This window comes from Streptomyces sp. BBFR25, assembly GCF_044590125.1.
In the GTDB taxonomy this organism is placed as follows: domain Bacteria; phylum Actinomycetota; class Actinomycetes; order Streptomycetales; family Streptomycetaceae; genus Streptomyces; species Streptomyces canus_D.
Window position 1 is genome coordinate 7,286,615 of record NZ_CP172447.1, and the last position, 17,225, is coordinate 7,303,839.

The 17,225-nt window shown below is 72.8% G+C and carries 10 protein-coding genes and 1 tRNA gene; 8 read left to right on the forward strand and 3 right to left on the reverse strand.

Going from position 1 to position 17,225, the window contains the following annotated elements:
• Positions 1-6: 6 nt before the first annotated feature.
• On the reverse strand, positions 7-1,338 hold the full coding sequence (locus tag ACGH52_RS32680; RefSeq protein ID WP_399944580.1) for a DUF2254 domain-containing protein: 1,332 nt from the start codon (positions 1,336-1,338) through the stop codon (positions 7-9).
• Between the two features lie 141 nt (positions 1,339-1,479).
• On the opposite strand from ACGH52_RS32680, the gene ACGH52_RS32685 reads away from it, so the two are divergent.
• Both ACGH52_RS32685 and fusA read left to right on the forward strand, forming a co-directional pair.
• Positions 1,480-1,564: transfer RNA gene (locus ACGH52_RS32685), tRNA-Leu, on the forward strand.
• A gap of 358 nt (positions 1,565-1,922) precedes the next feature.
• Positions 1,923-3,977, forward strand: coding sequence for an elongation factor G (fusA, locus tag ACGH52_RS32690; protein ID WP_399944583.1), 2,055 nt, complete (start codon positions 1,923-1,925; stop codon positions 3,975-3,977).
• Positions 3,978-4,037: 60 nt separating this feature from the next.
• On the opposite strand, the gene ACGH52_RS32695 is transcribed toward fusA, so the two are convergent.
• Complete coding sequence (locus tag ACGH52_RS32695) at positions 4,038-5,861, reverse strand: coagulation factor 5/8 type domain-containing protein (RefSeq protein ID WP_399944586.1); 1,824 nt, start codon at positions 5,859-5,861, stop codon at positions 4,038-4,040.
• Between the two features lie 266 nt (positions 5,862-6,127).
• Here ACGH52_RS32695 and ACGH52_RS32700 point away from each other — a divergent pair, with 266 nt between their 5' ends.
• The 4 genes from ACGH52_RS32700 to ACGH52_RS32715 all read left to right on the forward strand — a co-directional run bounded on the left by ACGH52_RS32700 (position 6,128) and on the right by ACGH52_RS32715 (position 13,071).
• Positions 6,128-7,213 carry a DUF1996 domain-containing protein gene (locus ACGH52_RS32700; RefSeq protein ID WP_399944589.1) on the forward strand — a complete coding sequence of 362 codons (1,086 nt, stop codon included), beginning with the start codon at positions 6,128-6,130 and terminating at the stop codon, positions 7,211-7,213.
• A 153-nt stretch (positions 7,214-7,366) separates the two neighbouring features.
• Positions 7,367-9,118 carry a discoidin domain-containing protein gene (locus ACGH52_RS32705; protein WP_399944592.1) on the forward strand — a complete coding sequence of 584 codons (1,752 nt, stop codon included), beginning with the start codon at positions 7,367-7,369 and terminating at the stop codon, positions 9,116-9,118.
• Between the two features lie 36 nt (positions 9,119-9,154).
• Positions 9,155-11,974, forward strand: coding sequence for a glycoside hydrolase family 3 C-terminal domain-containing protein (locus ACGH52_RS32710; RefSeq protein ID WP_399944595.1), 2,820 nt, complete (start codon positions 9,155-9,157; stop codon positions 11,972-11,974).
• 56 nt (positions 11,975-12,030) lie between these two features.
• Positions 12,031-13,071, forward strand: a complete 1,041-nt coding sequence (locus tag ACGH52_RS32715; RefSeq protein ID WP_399944598.1) for a LacI family DNA-binding transcriptional regulator — start codon at positions 12,031-12,033, stop codon at positions 13,069-13,071.
• Between the two features lie 221 nt (positions 13,072-13,292).
• On the opposite strand, the gene ACGH52_RS32720 is transcribed toward ACGH52_RS32715, so the two are convergent.
• On the reverse strand, positions 13,293-14,609 hold the full coding sequence (locus ACGH52_RS32720; RefSeq protein WP_399944601.1) for an ROK family protein: 1,317 nt from the start codon (positions 14,607-14,609) through the stop codon (positions 13,293-13,295).
• 177 nt (positions 14,610-14,786) lie between these two features.
• On the opposite strand from ACGH52_RS32720, the gene ACGH52_RS32725 reads away from it, so the two are divergent.
• Together ACGH52_RS32725 and ACGH52_RS32730 are read left to right on the forward strand one after the other, a co-directional pair.
• Positions 14,787-16,103, forward strand: a complete 1,317-nt coding sequence (locus ACGH52_RS32725) for an extracellular solute-binding protein (protein ID WP_399944604.1) — start codon at positions 14,787-14,789, stop codon at positions 16,101-16,103.
• 79 nt (positions 16,104-16,182) lie between these two features.
• Positions 16,183-17,220, forward strand: coding sequence for a carbohydrate ABC transporter permease (locus ACGH52_RS32730; RefSeq protein ID WP_210977024.1), 1,038 nt, complete (start codon positions 16,183-16,185; stop codon positions 17,218-17,220).
• The last annotated feature ends 5 nt before the right edge of the window (positions 17,221-17,225 follow it).

The window sequence follows — 17,225 nt, forward strand, 5'->3', positions numbered from 1 at the left end:
GGCCGGTCAGCCGATGCCCTGCCGGTCCGGCCGCAGGGCGAAGGCCCGGTCCGCCGGGGTCGGCGCGGTCCGCTCGACGGCCTGCCGCAGCAACTCGCGGTGGCGCAGCAGCGGCGTCCGCCGCTCCGGCGGCACGAGCAGCAGCAGGTCGTCGAGACCGGCCAGCAGGCGCCGTGTGACCTGCGGCGCCTCCGTGGCACAGGCACGGACCTCGGCGAACCCCAGGTCCACCAACTCCGCCCACCCGGGCACGGGCTGCACCAGCCGGACCACGCCGCGCCGGTCCCGGTGCGACACGGCGTCCAGCGGCCGCCGGGACAGCGTGGCCAGGATCTGCACGACCCGGTCCAGCGCCTGCACGGCGGTCGTCGGATCGTTCACCGCGGGGGACAGGGCGCGCAGTCCGATGTCGGACAGCTGGCGCAGCCCGAACGCCAGGTCCTGGTGGAAGGTGCGCTCCACCCCCACGGACAGGGCGTACCGCAGCGCCCGGCGCGGCGGCGCCGCCCCGCCGTGCACCGCCAGGACCGGGGTGCCCGGCACCAGGAAGTCACCGATCCGCGGGACCAGCCGCAGCACCACCCCGTGCCCCCGGGCCACCCGCACCAAGCGGGCGACGTGCACGTCCCGCAGCACACCGCCCTGCCCGTCGTGGGCGACCCACGCCGTCACGGGCCCAAGGGCGGGCGCCCCGCCACCGTCCGCGGGCACGGGCATCAGCGCCGCCACCCGGAGGGACTCGGCGGCGATGCGGGCGATCACATGGCTGACCCGCATCAGCCGCAGGGTGGCGTTCACGTACATCACGAAGAGCAGCAGACTCAGCGCGACCATGAGCAGGGTGAGCACCGACTGCACCAGCGGGACGGACGCGGCGGTGCGGGGGTCGGCGTTGCTGTCGTAGCTGGTCAGGACGAGCAGCGTCAGCACGAAGGTGGCGAGGAAGACGGCGAAGGTCGCCTTGGTGATCCGGCTGCGGACGAAGAGCCGCACCACCCGCGGGCTGAACTGCCCGCTCGCCATCTGCACCGCGACCAGCGAGATGCTGAACACCACACCGATGAAGGTCATCATCGCCGAGCCGACCGCCGAGACCACCGTCTTCGCGTCGTCCGCGAAGCGCAGCAGATCGGCGAGCGTGTCGTAGTCGCCGTCGTCCTGCAGCGAACGGACGAGCGCCGCGTCGAGCTCCTGGGCCACCAGCCACACCACGAAGACACCCACCATGGCCGCGGTGGGCGCGAACCAGAACGTGTCCCGCAGATGCTCCCTGAGCGGCGACAACGCCCGCGGCCGACGACGCGGGAGCGGCCCCTGCGTAACCATCCAGTCACTCATGGTGCGACCCTAGGCGCAGCGGCGCCGCCGGTCCCGGAACGCCGCTCAGGGGAAGGAAACGCAGGTGAAAGGCACCGCGAAACCTTGGTATGGTTGTCCATGTCGCCGCGGGGAGCACCCCCGCACCGCGACAGACACCTGGTCCGGGTGGCGGAATGGCAGACGCGCTAGCTTGAGGTGCTAGTGCCCTTTATCGGGCGTGGGGGTTCAAGTCCCCCCTCGGACACAAGATCAGCAAGATCAGGCAGACGAGACGTCGGCCGGGAGTTTTCCCGGTCGGCGTTTTCGCGTTTCCCGGCCCGCCGAAATTGCCGTGCGCCGCCGGTCCCGGCCTCCCTACACTCACCGTGACACCGAGATCGAGTGAGGGGAGCAGGGCCGTGCGCATCCGCACCGCACCCGTCGTTCCCCCGTCCCGGCACGAGGTGATCCTGGTGTCTTCGGCCGTCCGGTGCCCGCTGCGCGGCCGGCACCGGAAGCCCGTCACGCACATCTGACAGCCGACGTCCCCCACCGGGGCGTCCGGCGCGTGCGTCGCGGGAGATCGCGCTGCCCTTCTCCGGTCTTCCGAAAGGCTTCGGGCCATGCGCACCGATCCGCTCACCACCGTCCGCAACCTGGGCATCCTCGCCCACGTCGACGCGGGCAAGACCACCGTCACCGAGCGAATCCTCTACACCACCGGCACCACCCACAAGCGCGGCGAGGTCCACGACGGCACCACCGTCACCGACTTCGACCCGCAGGAACGCGATCGCGGCATCACCATCTTCGCCGCGGCCGTCAGCTGCGCCTGGGCGGGCCACCGGATCAACCTCATCGACACCCCGGGGCACGTCGACTTCGCCGACGAGGTCGAACGCTCCCTGCGCGTGCTGGACGGCGCGGTCGCCGTGTTCGACGCGGTGGCGGGAGTGGAACCGCAGAGCGAGTCCGTGTGGCGGCAGGCCGACCGGCACGGCGTGCCCAGGATCGCGTTCGTCAACAAGATGGACCGGGCGGGCGCCGACCTCGACACCGCCGTCGCCTCCATCCGCGAGCGGCTGCACCCCGTACCCCTGGTCGTGCAGCTGCCCATCGGCACGGAGGACGGCTTCACCGGCGTCGTCGACCTGCCGCGCATGCGCGCCCTCGTGTGGGCCGACGGCGCGGACGGGGCCGAGGAGGGGCCGGTGCCCGAGGCCCTGCGCGAGGAGGCGGCACGCAGGCGGCGGCTGCTGGAGGAAGCGGTCGCCGAACGCCACCCGGCCGCGCTGGAGGAGTTCTGCGACCGGGAGACGCTCACCGCGGCCACCCTCACCGACGCCCTGCGCGACCTGACGCGCACCGGCGACGGCGTGGTCGTGCTGTGCGGCTCGGCCTACCGCAACCGCGGCGTCGAACCGCTGCTGGACGCCGTGGTGGCGTACCTGCCCTCGCCGCTGGACGTGCCCGCGGTGCGCGGCACCCACGACGGCACGGAGCAGGAACGGCCCGCCGACCCGGCGGCGCCGATGGCGGCACTGGCGTTCAAGGTGAACGCCACCCCGACGGGACGGCTGACGTACCTGAGGGTGTACTCGGGCACGATCGAGAAGGGAGACACCGTGTGGGACGCGGGTACGCGCCGCGGCGAGCGCGTCGGCCGCATCCTGCGGGTCCGGGCCGACCGGCACGACCCGCTGGAGCGCGCGGTCGCCGGGGACATCGTCGCCGTGGTCGGGCTGAAGTCGGCCCGCGCCGGGTCGACCCTGTGCGCGCCGGGCGCCCCGCTGCTCCTGGAGCCCCCGGGCGTGCCCGAACCGGTCGTGCACGTGGCGGTGGAGGCCCGGCGCGCCACCGACACCGACCGGCTGGCCTCGGCGCTCGCCCGGCTGACCGAGGAGGACCCCTCGCTGGCCGTGCGGACCGACCCGGAGACGGGACAGACCGTGCTGTCGGGCATGGGCGAACTGCACCTGGAGGTCGCGGTGGAGCGCGTCCGGCGCGAGCACGGGCTGGAGGTCGCGGTCGGCCGCCCCGGTGTGGCGTACCGCGAGACGGTCGGCGAGGGCGTCACCGGCTTCGTGCACCGGCACGTCAAACAGGACGGCGGCGCCGGTCAGTTCGCGCACGTCGTGCTCGACGTGGAGCCGTGGGAGCGCGACACCGGGGGCGGCGACGGTTTCGTGTTCCGTTCGACGGTCGTCGGCGGACGCGTGCCGCAGGAGTACGTCCGGGCCGTCGAGGCGGGCTGCCGGGACGCCCTTGCCGAGGGTCCGCTCGGCGGGCACCCGGTGACCGGCCTGAGGGTCACGCTCACCGACGGCCAGACCCATGTGAAGGACTCCTCGGACACGGCCTTCCGCACCGCGGGCCGGTTCGGTCTCCGCGACGCCCTGCGCGCCTCGGAGATGGTCCTGCTCGAACCGGTCGTGGAGGTCACCGTCACCGTGCCCGAGGACGGGCTCGGCGGCGTGCTCGGGGACCTCGCCGCGCGCCGCGGCCGGGTCACCGGCTCCGACACGCGGGGCGGCGCGGCGGTGGTCACGGCCACGGTCCCGCTGGCCGAGCTGTTCGGCTACGCGACCCGGCTGCGCAGCCGCACCCAGGGCCGCGGCACCTTCACCGCCCGGCCCACCGGCTACGCGCCGGCGCCGGCCGCGACGGCCGCGCGGTAGCCGTGCCGGGTGCCCCCGTCCCACCGGACGGGGGCACCCTGCCGCTCTGCGGGATCCCCGCTACGGGTACTGCACCACCTTCGAGGGCACGGTGTCCGTCCCCGACGTGGGCGACCCGGTGTCGTTGATGACGCACTCGTACTGTCCGTTGCCGCCGAGCGACACGACGAGCAGGCCGTGGAAGCGCACTCCCGAACGGTTCGGGGCGGCGAAACCGTGGTGCTGCACGATGGACGGGTTCACGTTGTAGTAGCAGTAGCTGCCCAGGCCCCAGCCCTCGTGCTCGGTGACGTCGTCCCCGACCTTGTAGGCGGCGTAGCCCTTGATCGAGCCGTTCTGGATCGCGGCCTGGTCGGGGGCGTCGTAGGCCTTCTCGTTCTGGAAGAAGACCGTGCGGCCGCGTTCGCCGTTCCACTGCACGTCGTACTTGTTGAAGTGCTCCACGAACAGGCCGGTGATCAGTACGTCGTCGCCGTTGACGACCACGCCGTAGTCGGCGCGGTTGGTCTCCCAGCCGACGCCGTCGCCGTGGTCGGCGCGCCACACCCAGGTGTGGTCGACGATGGTGTGCCGGCTGTTGACGACCAGGCTGGTGGTCGCCTTGCCGGGGCCCGCACCGCCGATCCGGACGAACACGTCCTGCACGGTGGTCGGGTTGGCCGAGTGGTCCGCCGACGCGCCCTCGGGGCCGACCTCCAGCAGCGTCGCGGAGTTGACGGGACCGGCGTCCACCAGGAAGCCGGCGAGTCGTACGCCGTCCACGTCGGCGACCTTCAGGGCGGTGACGCCGCCCTCGGGGATGAGCGTGGCGTAGCCGAGGCCCAGGACGACCGTGCCCGCGCGCTTGACGTCCACGGTCCGGTCGAGGTGGTAGATCCCCGGCGTCAGCAGCAGGTGCAGGCCCTCCTCCAGCGCCTGGTTGAGGGTGGCCGCCGAGTCGGCGGGCTTGGCCACGTAGAACTGGGTCAGCGGGAGCGAGGTGCCGCGCGGGGTGCCGGTGCCCCAGGAGACGCCGCGGGCACCGGTACGCTTCTCCGGCAGGAAGACGCGGTACTCGTCTCCGTCGAGGTACAGGAACGGCTTCTCCCGGGAGACGGGCGTCGTCTCCAGCGTCGTGTACGGCGGTTCGGGGAAGCTCTGCGCGGGCGCGCCCTCCACGCCGGAGAACACCATGTTCCACACGGCGTTGAGCCAGCCGCCGACCGAGCTGTCCCGGGTGTACCACTGCTGCTGGGAGTACGGGCCGACCGTGCCGTCGATCCGGCTGTCGGCGATGTAGCCGCCGCTGGCCCAGCCGTAGCCGTCGGGGGCGAGGTTGAGACCGCCGCGTACGTGCATGCGCCGGAAGGGCGCCGCCTGCGAGACCGCCCAGCGGTTGGTGCCGCTGACTGGGACCAGGGCGAGGTTCTCCGCCGAACGCCAGAAGTTCTGCGTGGCGTTGCCGTCGAACCAGCCCGCGTCGACCGTGACGTCGCCGTTGATGGTGGTGTCGTCGGGTGAGAGGCCGAGGCCCGCGATGGAGGTGTAGAAGCCGAGCTGGGCGTTGAGCCCGCTGTAGGTGCCGGGCTTGAACAGCAGGGCGTAGCGGCCGGTGCCGAACTGGGCGGACTCCTGCTGCTTGAAGATCTCGTCCAGTCTGCCCTGGATGTTCGCCGTGGACGGGTCGAAGACGATGACGTTCGGCCCGAGGTCGCCGCCGCCGGGCAGCGCACGAGGGCCGTCGGGGGAGTCGACGGCGGATGCCGCGGCAGAGGGGGCGGCGGAGGCGGTTCCCGCGCCGGCGAGTGAGGCCAGCACGGGCGCGGCGGCGGCCGCTCCGAGGAGGCTGCGGCGCCGTACCCCGGAGGGCTCGGGCGCGGGGGAGGGTGTGGGGGAAGAGGGCATGCGGGCGGCTCTCCTTGTTCGGAAAGTGAACGAAGTGGGGGTGGGGGAGCGCTCTCTGGGTGTGCATGCTTCATCTGCCCGCCGGGGGACGTCAAGAGTTGCGACCGTTTCTTGTGTGCCGCGTTCAACAAGTGGGAGGACGCGGTGCGTTGGCCCGCCCACCGCCCCCTTCTGTCGAATCCCTTGACACCCTCCCTCGCGGCCTCAACACTCCGAGTCGGGAGAGCGCTCTCCGAGAATTTCCCCGACCTTCTCAGGAGGTCTCCATGCCACGGAGATCGAAAGTTCTGTCCGGCACCCTCGTCGCGAGCGCGTTACTGCTGACCTCGATCGGCATCGGCACGGTCGCCGCCAACGCGAACACCCCCGCCGCCGCCTCCGCCCCGGCGTCGGCCGCGCACACCGGGCACACCATGGCGGTCTCGACCGCCTCCTCGCCCGAGGACCCGGACGGCGACGGCTACATCCCCGCGAACCCGCCGGTCACCGGCGTCACCCCGTCCACGAAGGAGCCGCCGCACCGCTACTTCCACGAGTTCCAGGCCAACTGCGGGGTCAGCCACACGGCGCCCGACGACCCGATCGTCTACGCGCAGCAGCCCGGGAAGTCCCACGACCACACCTTCATGGGCAACACGACGACCAACGCGTACAGCACCACCGCCTCGCTCGACGCCGGGTCCACCACCTGCCTGGCGCCCGGTGACCGATCGGGCTACTGGATGCCCACCATGTACGACGGCGACCGCCCGGTGCTCCCGGTCGGCCCGCAGACCATCTACTACAAGGCCGGCGTCACCGACTACACCAGCGTGCGGCCCTTCCCGAAGGGGCTGCGCTACGTCGTCGCCAGCCCGATGCAGAGCGCCCAGGAGTTCCGCGACCACCCGGGCTTCGTCGAGGGCTGGGAGTGCGGCGACAGCTTCTTCAACGTCGACTTCCCGGCCGACTGCCCACAGCGTCAGGACGTCCAGGTCAACATCCGCTTCCAGGCGCCCAGTTGCTGGGACGGCAAGAACCTGGACACGCCGGACCACAAGAGCCACATGGCGTATCCGGTGGTCAACCCGGGGACCAACAACAACGTCTGCCCGGCCGACCACCCGGTCGCCCTGCCGATGATCGAGTTCAAGATGGCCTTCCCGGTCAACGGAGACCTCTCCCGGGTGCGGCTGGCCAGTGGTGCGAGCTACTCGTTCCACTACGACTTCTTCAACGCCTGGGACGAGCCGACCCTCGCCGCCATGGTCGGCCACTGCATCGTCGGCGGGCTGCAGTGCGACGCGCGCGGCTACGACCAGACCCACCCGGAGGCCGGAGCGGCGCTCAACGAGGACTACGAACTGCCCTGATCCCGCCCCGCCCCCGCGAACCGGCCCGGCCGTCCACGGCCCCTGACCCATGCCCCCTGCCACGGCCGGGCCGCCCCTCTCCAAGAGGAACCCCCCACCCCCACCTCCCCATCCCTCACCCCCCAAAATCCCGCAGACCGGAGACACCCCCCGATGAGCCGACCCCACACCCCCACCCGCAGACTCACCGCCCCCCTGACCGCAGGCCTGCTCGTGCTCGGCGCGCTCACCGCCCTGCCCGCGGCGCAGGCGCACGCCGCCGGCAGCGTCGTGAAGGTCACCGGCGACCAGGGCAACTGGCAACTGACCGTCGACGGCAGCCCGTACACGGTCAAGGGCCTCACCTGGGGGCCGTCCCCCGCCGACGCCGACCGGTACCTGCCCGACCTGGCATCCATGGGCGTCAACACCATCCGTACCTGGGGCACCGACGCGAGCAGCCGCCCGCTCCTCGACTCCGCCGCCGCCCACGGAGTCAAGGTCATCGCCGGGTTCTGGCTCCAGCCCGGCGGCGGCCCGGGCAGCGGAGGCTGCGTCAACTACCTCACCGACACCGCGTACAAGGACCAGATGCTGGCCGAGTTCCCGCGCTGGGTGCAGGAGTACAAGGACCACCCCGGCGTCCTGATGTGGAACGTCGGCAACGAGTCGGTGCTCGGCCTGCAGAACTGCTACAGCGGCGACGAACTGGAGCGCCAGCGCGACGCCTACACCACCTTCGTCAACGACGTCACCAAGAAGATCCACGCCGTCGACCCGAACCACCCGGTCACCTCCACCGACGCCTGGGTCGGCGCCTGGCCCTACTACCAGAAGAACGCCCCCGACCTGGACCTGTACGCCGTCAACTCCTACGACGCCGTCTGCGACGTCCGGGCCGCCTGGGAGCAGGGCGGCTACACCAAGCCGTACATCGTCACCGAGTCCGGACCGGCCGGCGAGTGGGAGGTGCCGGACGACGCCAACGGCGTGCCGAAGGAGCCCACCGACCAGGCCAAGGCGCAGGGGTACACCGACGCGTGGAACTGCGTCACCGGGCACCGCGGCGTCGCCCTGGGCGCGACCCTGTTCCACTACGGCACCGAGTACGACTTCGGCGGCATCTGGTTCAACCTGCTGCCCGCGGGACAGAAGCGGCTGTCGTACTACGCCGTGAAGCGGGCCTACGGCGGTGACACCTCGCACGACAACACCCCGCCCGTCGTCTCCGGCTTCGGCGTGGAGGGCGACGCGGGCAAGGTGGAGGCAGGCAAGGACCTGGTCCTCACCGTGCGCGCCACCGACCCGGACGGCGACCCGATCTCCTACGAGGCGCTGGCCAACAGCAACTACATCGACCAGGGCAAGCAGTTGACCACGCTGCCCGTCACCGACCTGGGCGGCGGGCGCCTCAGGGTCACCGCCCCGGACCGGCCCGGCGTGTGGAAGCTGTACGTCAAGGCCACCGACGGCAAGGGGAACGTCGGCGTCGAGACCCTCTCGGCGCGGGTCGTGCCGCCCGCCGTGGACGGCACCAACGTCGCCCGGGGCAAACCGGCCACCGCGTCCTCCTTCCAGCCCAGCTACGGCGACTGCCCCTGCACCGCCGCCAACGCGGTGGACGGCAACCCGAACACCCGGTGGGCCAGTGACTGGAGCGACCCGCAGTGGGTCCAGGTGGACCTCGGCGCACGCACCGCGTTCCGGCACGTCCAGCTGTACTGGGAGGCCTCCTACGCCAAGGCCTACACCGTCCAGACCTCCGACGACGGACAGAACTGGCGGACCGTGTCCACGGTGACCGACGGCAACGGCGGCGTCGACACCCTCGCCGTGTCCGGCACCGGCCGCTACGTCCGCGTCAACGGCACGGCGCGCGGCACGGGGTACGGCTACTCGCTGTACGAGTTCGGCGTCTACAGCTGACGCCGGGAAGCGAAGCGAGAAAGGGAGAAGACACGGGTGGGGACGAGCGACGAAGAGATCGACCGGCTGCTCGGCAAGCTGACACCGCACGCCCGCGCGGTGCTGCTCGGCGGCGCCACGACCTGGCGCACCCGTGCGGAACCCGCCGTGGGACTGCGGGAGTTGGTGATGTCGGACGGTCCGGCGGGCGTACGGGGCGAGGCCTGGGACGAGCGGAACACCTCCGTCCTGCTGCCGTCCGCCTCGGCGCTCGCCGCCACCTGGGACGAGGCACTGGTCGAACGCCTCGGCGGCCTGCTCGCCGCCGAGGCCCGACGCAAGGGCGTGGACGTCCTCCTCGCCCCCACCCTCAACCTGCACCGCAGCCCGCTGGGCGGCCGGCACTTCGAGTGCTTCTCCGAGGACCCCGAGCTGACCGGCCGTATCGGCGCCGCACTGATCCGCGGTGTCCAGGCCCACGGTGTGGCCGCCACCGCCAAGCACTATGTGGCCAACGACTCCGAGACCGACCGCCTCACCGTCGACGTTCGGGTGGGTGAGCGGGCGCTGCGGGAGGTCTACCTCGCCCCCTTCGAGGCGGCGGTGGCCGCGGGGGTCCGGCTCGTCATGGCGGGGTACAACGCGGTCAACGGCACCACCATGACCGCGAACGCCCTGCTCACCGATCCGCTGAAGAGCGAGTGGGGCTTCGACGGCGTCGTCGTCTCCGACTGGGGCGCGGTGCGCGGCACCGTCGACACCGCCCGCGCCGGTCTCGACCTCGCCATGCCGGGGCCCGACGGACCCTGGGGCGAGGCGCTGGCACGGGCGGTGGCCGACGGCGACGTACCCGAGGCGGCCGTCGACGACAAGGCGCGGCGCCTGCTGCGGCTCGCGGCATGGCTGGGCGCGCTGGGGGAGTGCGCCGCGCCCCGGCCGGGGACCCCGGTCAGGGCGTCCGGCGCGCAGGGCCCCCCTCAGGACCCAGCTCCGCTGCCGGGCGGGGAGGACGCCGCGTGGGCGTCGGCTTTGCCGTCCGGGGCGGACGGTTCCCCTGAGCGGGGTGTGCCACCCGGCGTGCGGCACTTGCCGGGCCGGGGGCGGCCGTCCGGCGTGCTGGGCCTCCCGGGGCACGCCGCGTTGCCTGGTACGGAGGTCTCGTCGCCGTCGGCGCTCTCGCCCGGCGTGGAGGGTTCTTCGGGTCGGGGCGCGGCGCATGGCGCGGAGGGCGTTGCGGGCCGGGGCGCGGCGCCTGGCACGCAGGGTTCCGCGAGCGGGGGACCGGCGCGCGGTGCGCAACCGTCCGCCCCGGAACCGTCTCGCACCCGTGACGCCCGTGCCCTGGCCCGCCGTGCCGTCGCCGCCGGTGCTGTCCTGCTGGCCAACAGGGACGTCCTGCCGCTCGACCCCGAGCGCCTCGAAACGGTCGCCGTGATCGGCACGCACGCCGTGCGGACCCGTACCCAGGGTGGTGGCAGCGCGGGCGTCTTCCCGCAGGACGAGGTGTCCGTCCTGGACGGCGTCCGGGACGCGCTGCGCGGCCGGGCCCGCGTCGTCCACGTCCCCGGCCCCCGGCCGGACGGGCCCGCGCCCCCACTGGACGAGGGCATCTGCACCGACCCGCGTTCCGGCCTGCCGGGCGTGCTGCTGCGGATGCTGGACGCGGACGGCCGCGAGCTGTACGCCGAACGGCGCCGCGGCGGGCGTCTGCTGGAGCCCCGCCCGGTGCCGGGCGCGCACACCGTCGAGATCCGCGCCCGGCTCGGCGCGCGCACCGGGGGCTCCTGGACCCTCGGCGTGGCCGGTTTCGGCCGGATGAGCCTGGCCCTGGACGGACGCACCCTGCTGGAGGGCGACTTCCCGCGCCTGACCGACGACCCGGCGGTGGTGCACGTCAACCCGCCGACCCAGTACGCCACCGCCGACCTCGCCGCCGACCGGGACGCCCTGCTGGTGGCCCGCCGCGAACTGGCCCCCGGCACCGGTCGGGCCACCGTCGTCGTCGCGGCGCCCCCCGCCCCGGACGTGACCGCGTCGCTCTCCGAGGCCGCCCGGGCGGCGGGGGCGGCGGACGCCGCGGTCGTGGTCGTCGGGACCACCGAGCACGGGGAGTCGGAGGGCCACGACCGTACGAGCCTGGCGCTCGGCGCCACCCAGGACGCGCTGGTCCGCGCCGTCGCGGCCGCCAACCCGCGCACCGTCGCCGTCGTCAACAGCGGCGGACCGGTGGAGCTGCCCTGGCGGGAGGAGGCGGGCGCGGTGCTGCTGGCCTGGTTCCCCGGGCAGGAGGGCGGCGCCGGTCTCGCCGACGTGCTCTTCGGCCGTACCGAGCCGGGCGGGCGGCTGCCCACCACCTGGCCGGCCGTCCTCGCCGACGCCCCGGTCACCCGCACCCGCCCGGACGACGGCCGCCTCGCCTACGACGAGGGCCTGCACCTCGGCCACCGGGGCTGGCTGCGCCACCACCGCACGCCCGCCTACTGGTTCGGTCACGGGCTCGGCTACACCACGTGGACGTACGAGGCGCTGACCGCCCCGCCGGTGACCCGTGCGGGCGACGACCTCACCGTGCGCGTGCGGGTGCGCAACACCGGTGCGCGGGAGGGCCGGGAGGTCGTGCAGGTGTACCTGGCCCGGCCCGCGTCGGCGCTGGACCGCCCCGCCCGGTGGCTCGCCGGGTACGCGGCGGTGCGGGCGCGCCCGGGAGAGACGGTGACGGCGACGGTGCGGGTCCCGGCGCGGTCGCTGTGCCACTGGTCGGTGGCGGAGCACGCCTGGCGCACAGAGCCGGGGCCCTGCCGGGTGCTGGCCGGGAGGTCGGCGGGCGATCTGCCGCTGGTCGCGGATCTGGAGGTGGTGCACCCGCCTCCGGCGTGAGGCGGTGCCGGAGAGCGCTCTACCACGCGCCTGACCCCGCCGGTTAGGGTGCGGGCATGAGCAGACAGGCCCCGACCCTGGAGGACGTGGCCCGGGAGGCCGGTGTCTCCCGGGCCACCGTCTCGCGGGTGGTCAACGGCGTCCGCAATGTGGACCCGGCCATCCAGGACCTGGTCCGCCGGGCCATCGAACGGACCGGATACGCACCCAACCAGGCCGCCAGGCAGCTGGTCACCCGGCGCACGACGACCGTCGCCCTGGTCGTCTCGGGCGCGGGCGACGCCTCGGACTCGGAGCAGAACGCGTTCGCCACCCGGGTGTTCGCCGACCCCTTCTTCGGCCGGGTCGTCGGCGGCGTGGTCGGACATCTGCGGCCGCGCAGGATGCATCCGGTGCTGATGTTCGCCGAGACGCCCGAGGCCCGGCAGGAGGTCGTGGCCTACCTCAGGCAGGGCGGCGCGGACGGTGCGCTGGTGGTGTCCACGCACCCCGACGACCCGCTGCCCGCGCTGCTCGCCGACGCCGGACTGCCGGCGGTGCTGTTCGCCCGCCCGGGCCGCCCGGTGCCGCTCAGCTACGTCGACCTGGCCCACCGCGACGGCGGCCGGCTCGCCGCCGAGCACCTGCTGGAGCGGGGGTGCCGTCGGATAGCCACCGTCACCGGTCCGCTGGCGGTCGCGGCCAGCCAGGAACGCCTGGCCGGCTTCCGCGACACCCTGGCCCGGCACGGGCACCCCTACGTTCCGGTGGCCGAGGGCGGCTTCACCGTGGACAGCGGCATGGCCGCGATGACGTCGCTGCTCGCCGAACACCCCGACACCGACGGTGTGTTCACCGCCAACGACCTGATGGCCCAGGGCGCCGTCCAGGTGCTGCGCGACCACGGCCGCCGGGTGCCGCAGGACGTCGCGGTCGTCGGCTTCGACGACTCCAGCGTGGCCGTGACCTGCCTGCCCCGGCTGACCACCGTACGGCAGCCGGTGGAGGAGATGGCGGCCACGATGGCCCGCCTGCTCGACGACCACATCAAGGGCGCGCGCACCGAACCCACGTCGGTGATCTTCGACCCGGAACTGGTGGTACGGGACTCGGCGTAGTGGGCCGGGGCGGGGAAGCGCCGCCCGCGAGCAGCAGTTCCGGCTGTCGCTCTCGCCCGTCCCGCCCGGGCGGCTCGGCTGCGGTGCGTTTTCGACTGCGGGTGCGTCGTGGTCGCTCGCGCAGTTCCCCGCGCCCCTTGAGGGACGTCAGCGCAACGTGCCTTCTTCGAGGGGCGCGGGGAACTGCGCCACCTGCCGTTGCCCGCGCCGCGCCCATGCCGTCATCCCCCGCCCCGCTGCCCCGCCAGCCGTCCCCCCAGCGCCGCCCGCCACGCCGGGACCGGCGCGGGGGAGTCGACCGGCAGGCGCCGACCGCCGCGGGCGAAGAACGCCGCCAGCGGCAGGATCGCGGCGCCCACCGTCACGGCGTCGGGACCGAGCCGGCCCAGCGCGATGCCCACCCGTCCGGCGGGGTGCCGCAGCGCGTGGGCCAGTGTGTGGGCCCGTACCGACTCCAGGAAAGCCGGACCGAGTTGGAGTCCGGCCCAGCCGCCCACCAGGATCCGCTCGGGCTGGAAGAGGTTGACCAGGTCGGCCAGTCCCGCGCCCAGGTACTCCGCCGTCTCCGCGAGCACACGGGTCGCCACCGGGTCCGGTGCGCCCCCGTTCCCGGGGCGGGCCGCGGACAGCATGGCGGTCAGCGCGGCCTCCTCGTCGGCGCCGGGCGGCGGCTCACCGCCCGCCTCCCGCCACCGCGCGAGCAGCGCCTCCGCACCGGCGTACGCCTCCAGGCACCCCCGCGCGCCGCACCGGCAGCGGCGCCCCCGTACCCGTACCGTCAGATGTCCCCACTCCAGCGCACGCCCCTGCTCCACCTCGTCGGTGACGACGCACGCGCCGACTCCGGAGCCGAAGAGCACGACCACGGCGTTGTGCGCGCCGCGCCCGCCGCCGAACCACATCTCCGCCTGCCCCAGCGTCCTGGCGCCGTTCTCGATGAACAGCGGTACGTGCGGGGGTAGTCGGCCCGAGCCGCGCAGCAGCGCCTCCAGCGGCACCGCGTCCCAGCCCACGGTCTGGCCGTGCACCAGGGAGCCGTCGGCGGTGCGCTCGACGATGCCGGGGACGCCGATGCCGACGCCCAGCAGCTCGCCGGGGCCCGGCGCGGTGGCGTCGGCGGAGAGCACCTCCGCGACGCCGTCCAGGATGTGCCCGGCGACCACGGCGACGTCGTAGGAGCGCGATCCGTGACCGGGCAACGCGCGCTCCGTCCGGGCCAGTTCGGACATCGACAGGTCGAACAGCTCCACGCGTACGCGGGTCTCGCCGACGTCGACCCCGACAAGGCGCCCCCGGTCCGCCGCGACCCGGACGAGGGTGCGCGGCCGGCCGCCGTCCGCGCCGAGGCTGCCCGCCTCCTCCACGAGCCCGTCGGCCATCAGCTCGGCGACGACGTTGCTGACGGAACCCGAACTCAGGCCCGCCGCCGAGCCCAGCGCGAGGCGGCTCATCGGCCCGTCGAAATACAACCGTTGCAAAACGGTGCTGCGGCTCTCCCGCCGCAGGTCACGGACCGTACGCCCGCCGTGCCTGGCCATCCGGGCCCTTCCTTTCGTGCCCTCGCGCCACCGCCGACCCTGCGCGAGACCTTGACGAGTCTTTCTCTCGGGGTTTAACTCACGTCCTAAATTAAGCCATGAGGGGCTTCGGAAGGGAAACAGCCGAAGCCGCCGTCGGGACTTTCCCGACCGACTCCCGGAAGGAACCCAGGAGCCATGCGCAGCATCCGAGCCGCGGCCGTAGGCGCCGTCACCATGTCTCTCGCACTCGCCGCCACGGCCTGCGGAGGGGGCTCCTCCTCGGGCGGCGGATCCAACGACTCGCCGAAGGAACTCACCTACTGGGCGTCCAACCAGGGCGCCAGCGTCGAGGTCGACAAGAAGGTCCTCCAGCCCGAACTCGACAAGTTCGAGAAGGAGACCGGCATCAAGGTCAAGCTGGAGGTCGTGCCCTGGTCCGACCTGCTGAACCGGATCCTCACCGCCACCACCTCGGGACAGGGCCCCGACGTCCTGAACATCGGCAACACCTGGAGCGCCTCCCTCCAGGCCACCGGCGCCCTGCTGCCCTGGGACGCGAAGAACTTCGAGAAGATCGGCGGCAGGGACCGCTTCGTCGACTCCGCGCTCGGCTCGACCGGCGTCGAGGGCCAGGACCCCGCCGCGGTCCCGCTGTACTCGATGGCGTACGCGCTCTACTACAACAAGCAGATGTTCGCCGACGCCGGCATCACCAAGCCCCCGGCCACCTGGGACGAGCTGGTCGCGACCGGGAAGAAGATCTCCAAGGACGGCAAGTGGGGCCTGGGCGCCGAGGGCTCCAACCTGTCCAACAACATCCACCAGGTCTTCGTCCTCGCCAAGCAGCACGGTGCCGACTTCTTCACCGCCGACGGCAAGCCCGACTTCACCTCGGACGGCGCCGTCGCCGCCGTCAAGCAGTACGTCGACCTGATGGCCGAGGACAAGGTCATCGCGCCCGGCAACGCCGAGTACGCGCAGAACCAGTCCCTGAGCGACTTCGCCAAGGACAAGACCGCGATGGTGCTGTGGCAGACCGCCTCCGCCACCTTCAAGACCATGGGCATGAAGGACGACGAGTGGGGCGTCGCCCCCGCCCCCGTCCCCTCCGGCGCCCCCGGCGCAGGCAAGGCCACCAACTCCATGGTCGCCGGCATCAACATGGCCGTCTTCAAGAACAGCGACAACGTCGACGGCGCCACGAAGTTCGTGAAGTTCATGACCAGCGACGCCGAGCAGAAGCTCCTCAACAAGGCCTACGGCTCCATCCCGCCGGTCAAGGCCGCCCAGTCCGACCCGGCGTTCAACACCCAGGGCACCGCCGTCCTGCGCGAGACCCTCGCCACCAGCGCCGCGGCCCTGCCCCAGGTGCCCGACGAGTCGCAGTTCGAGACCGCGGTCGGCACCGCCGTCAAGGAACTGTTCGCCGACGCCGCGAACGGACGCGAGGTGACCACCGAGTCCGTCAAGGAGAAGCTCGCCAAGGCACAGCAGCAGATGCCCAACAAGTGAGCACCCCGACCCGGGTCCCGGCCCCGAGCCCGGCCCCGAGCCCCGTTCCCACGACTCCGACACGGACACGGACCCAGCCATGACCACCACGACCGCCTCGGCGCGGCCCGGCGGGCGGACGGTCGGCGAGGACTCCCCCGGGACGGCGCGCGGACCCCGCCGCCGTCCCGGGCGGATCCGCCGCATCGGCCTGCCCTACCTGCTGCTCCTGCCGGCCCTGCTCCTCGAACTCCTCGTCCACCTGGTGCCGATGGTCATCGGCATCGTGATGAGCTTCAAGGAACTCACCCAGTTCTACATCCGCGACTGGACCACCGCCCCGTGGACCGGCATCGACAACTTCACCATGTCGGTGGACTTCGACGCCCCCGTCGGCGAGGCGCTGCTCCACTCCTTCCTCGTCACCTGCGCCTTCACGGTCCTCTCCGTCGGCCTGTGCTGGCTGATCGGCACCGCCGCCGCGATCTGCATGCAGGACGCCTTCCGCGGCCGGGGCCTGCTCCGCGCGATCTTCCTGGTGCCGTACGCCCTGCCGGTCTACGCGGCCGTCATCACCTGGGCGTTCATGTTCCAGCACGACAACGGCCTGGTGAACCACGTCCTGCACGACCAGCTCGGCCTCACCGACAAGCCCTCCTTCTGGCTGATCGGCGACAACAGCTTCGTCGCGCTGCTGATCGTGTCGGTCTGGAAGGGCTGGCCGTTCGCCTTCCTGATCGTCATGGCCGGCCTGCAGAACATCCCCAAGGAGCTGTACGAGGCCGCCGCCCTGGACGGTGCCGGCGTCTGGCAGCAGATCCGCCGCATCACCCTGCCGTCGCTGCGTCCCGTCAACCAGGTCCTCGTCCTGGTGCTGTTCCTGTGGACGTTCAACGACTTCAACACACCGTTCGTCCTGTTCGGCAAGGCCGCACCGGAGGCCGCCGACCTGATCTCCATCCACATCTACCAGTCGTCGTTCGTCACCTGGAACTTCGGCACCGGCTCCGCGATGTCGGTCCTGCTGCTGCTCTTCCTGCTGCTGGTGACGGGCGTGTACCTGTTCCTGACCTCCCGGGCCACCAGGACCCCACGGGCGCCCCGGAACGCCCAGGAAAGGAAGACGGCCGATGTCTAGGTCCC

What these genes read in the sequence shown, in the direction of transcription:
- ACGH52_RS32680 (WP_399944580.1), bottom strand. Translation starts at nt 1,338, where the DNA reads ATGAGTGACTGGATGGTTACGCAGGGGCCGCTCCCGCGTCGTCGGCCG.
- ACGH52_RS32730 (WP_210977024.1), top strand. Translation starts at nt 16,183, where the DNA reads ATGACCACCACGACCGCCTCGGCGCGGCCCGGCGGGCGGACGGTCGGC.
- ACGH52_RS32695 (WP_399944586.1), bottom strand. Translation starts at nt 5,861, where the DNA reads ATGCCCTCTTCCCCCACACCCTCCCCCGCGCCCGAGCCCTCCGGGGTA.
- fusA (WP_399944583.1), top strand. Translation starts at nt 1,923, where the DNA reads ATGCGCACCGATCCGCTCACCACCGTCCGCAACCTGGGCATCCTCGCC.
- ACGH52_RS32720 (WP_399944601.1), bottom strand. Translation starts at nt 14,609, where the DNA reads ATGGCCAGGCACGGCGGGCGTACGGTCCGTGACCTGCGGCGGGAGAGC.
- ACGH52_RS32725 (WP_399944604.1), top strand. Translation starts at nt 14,787, where the DNA reads ATGCGCAGCATCCGAGCCGCGGCCGTAGGCGCCGTCACCATGTCTCTC.
- ACGH52_RS32700 (WP_399944589.1), top strand. Translation starts at nt 6,128, where the DNA reads ATGCCACGGAGATCGAAAGTTCTGTCCGGCACCCTCGTCGCGAGCGCG.
- ACGH52_RS32715 (WP_399944598.1), top strand. Translation starts at nt 12,031, where the DNA reads ATGAGCAGACAGGCCCCGACCCTGGAGGACGTGGCCCGGGAGGCCGGT.
- ACGH52_RS32705 (WP_399944592.1), top strand. Translation starts at nt 7,367, where the DNA reads ATGAGCCGACCCCACACCCCCACCCGCAGACTCACCGCCCCCCTGACC.